The following is a 466-nucleotide window of genomic DNA, read 5'->3' as shown; positions in this document are numbered from 1 at the left end:
GGAATACTAGTATCTGTATTCGTATCTTTTAAATATTGTAAATTTCTAAAATCTACAATCTTACCTGTAGAAAACTTAAGGTTTATATCCTTAAATCTATTCCGAAATTTATTTAATATCATAATTATCTCTAAATCTTTGTTGTTTTCTGGAATAAGAATAAAATTTTCTTTATAGATAATTTTCTCTTTACTTACTTCTAGCATTGTGGACTCTTGTATATCCTCAATACTATCAGAGCGTGTAATAGTTATTTTCTTACTACTATCATGGTTCTTTACTATTTTTGTAATAACAGACTCTTGTAATATATCTGATCCAAAAATTTTATCTCTTTTTCTAAAATGATGAATTCTTTCAATACTACCTTGCCTTATTAATTCACTTCTTAACTTGCTATACGATTTTCCTGAGAAATAACTTCTTGGAGTTAGATAGACCATCTGCCCATTTGATTTGAGCAATT

1 protein-coding gene is annotated in these 466 nt (G+C 26.6%); it reads right to left on the bottom strand.

Annotated features, from left to right (window positions below):
• Positions 1-466 (bottom strand): hypothetical protein (locus RCF13_RS02885; protein ID WP_308140828.1); only part of this gene is annotated, 466 nt, incomplete at both ends.

The sequence above is a fragment of the Stenotrophomonas maltophilia group sp. RNC7 genome, from assembly GCF_030910085.1.
Classification (GTDB): domain Bacteria; phylum Pseudomonadota; class Gammaproteobacteria; order Xanthomonadales; family Xanthomonadaceae; genus Stenotrophomonas; species Stenotrophomonas sepilia.
Note: the sequence above shows the minus strand (reverse complement) of the source record. Positions and strands in the feature narration are given on the sequence as shown.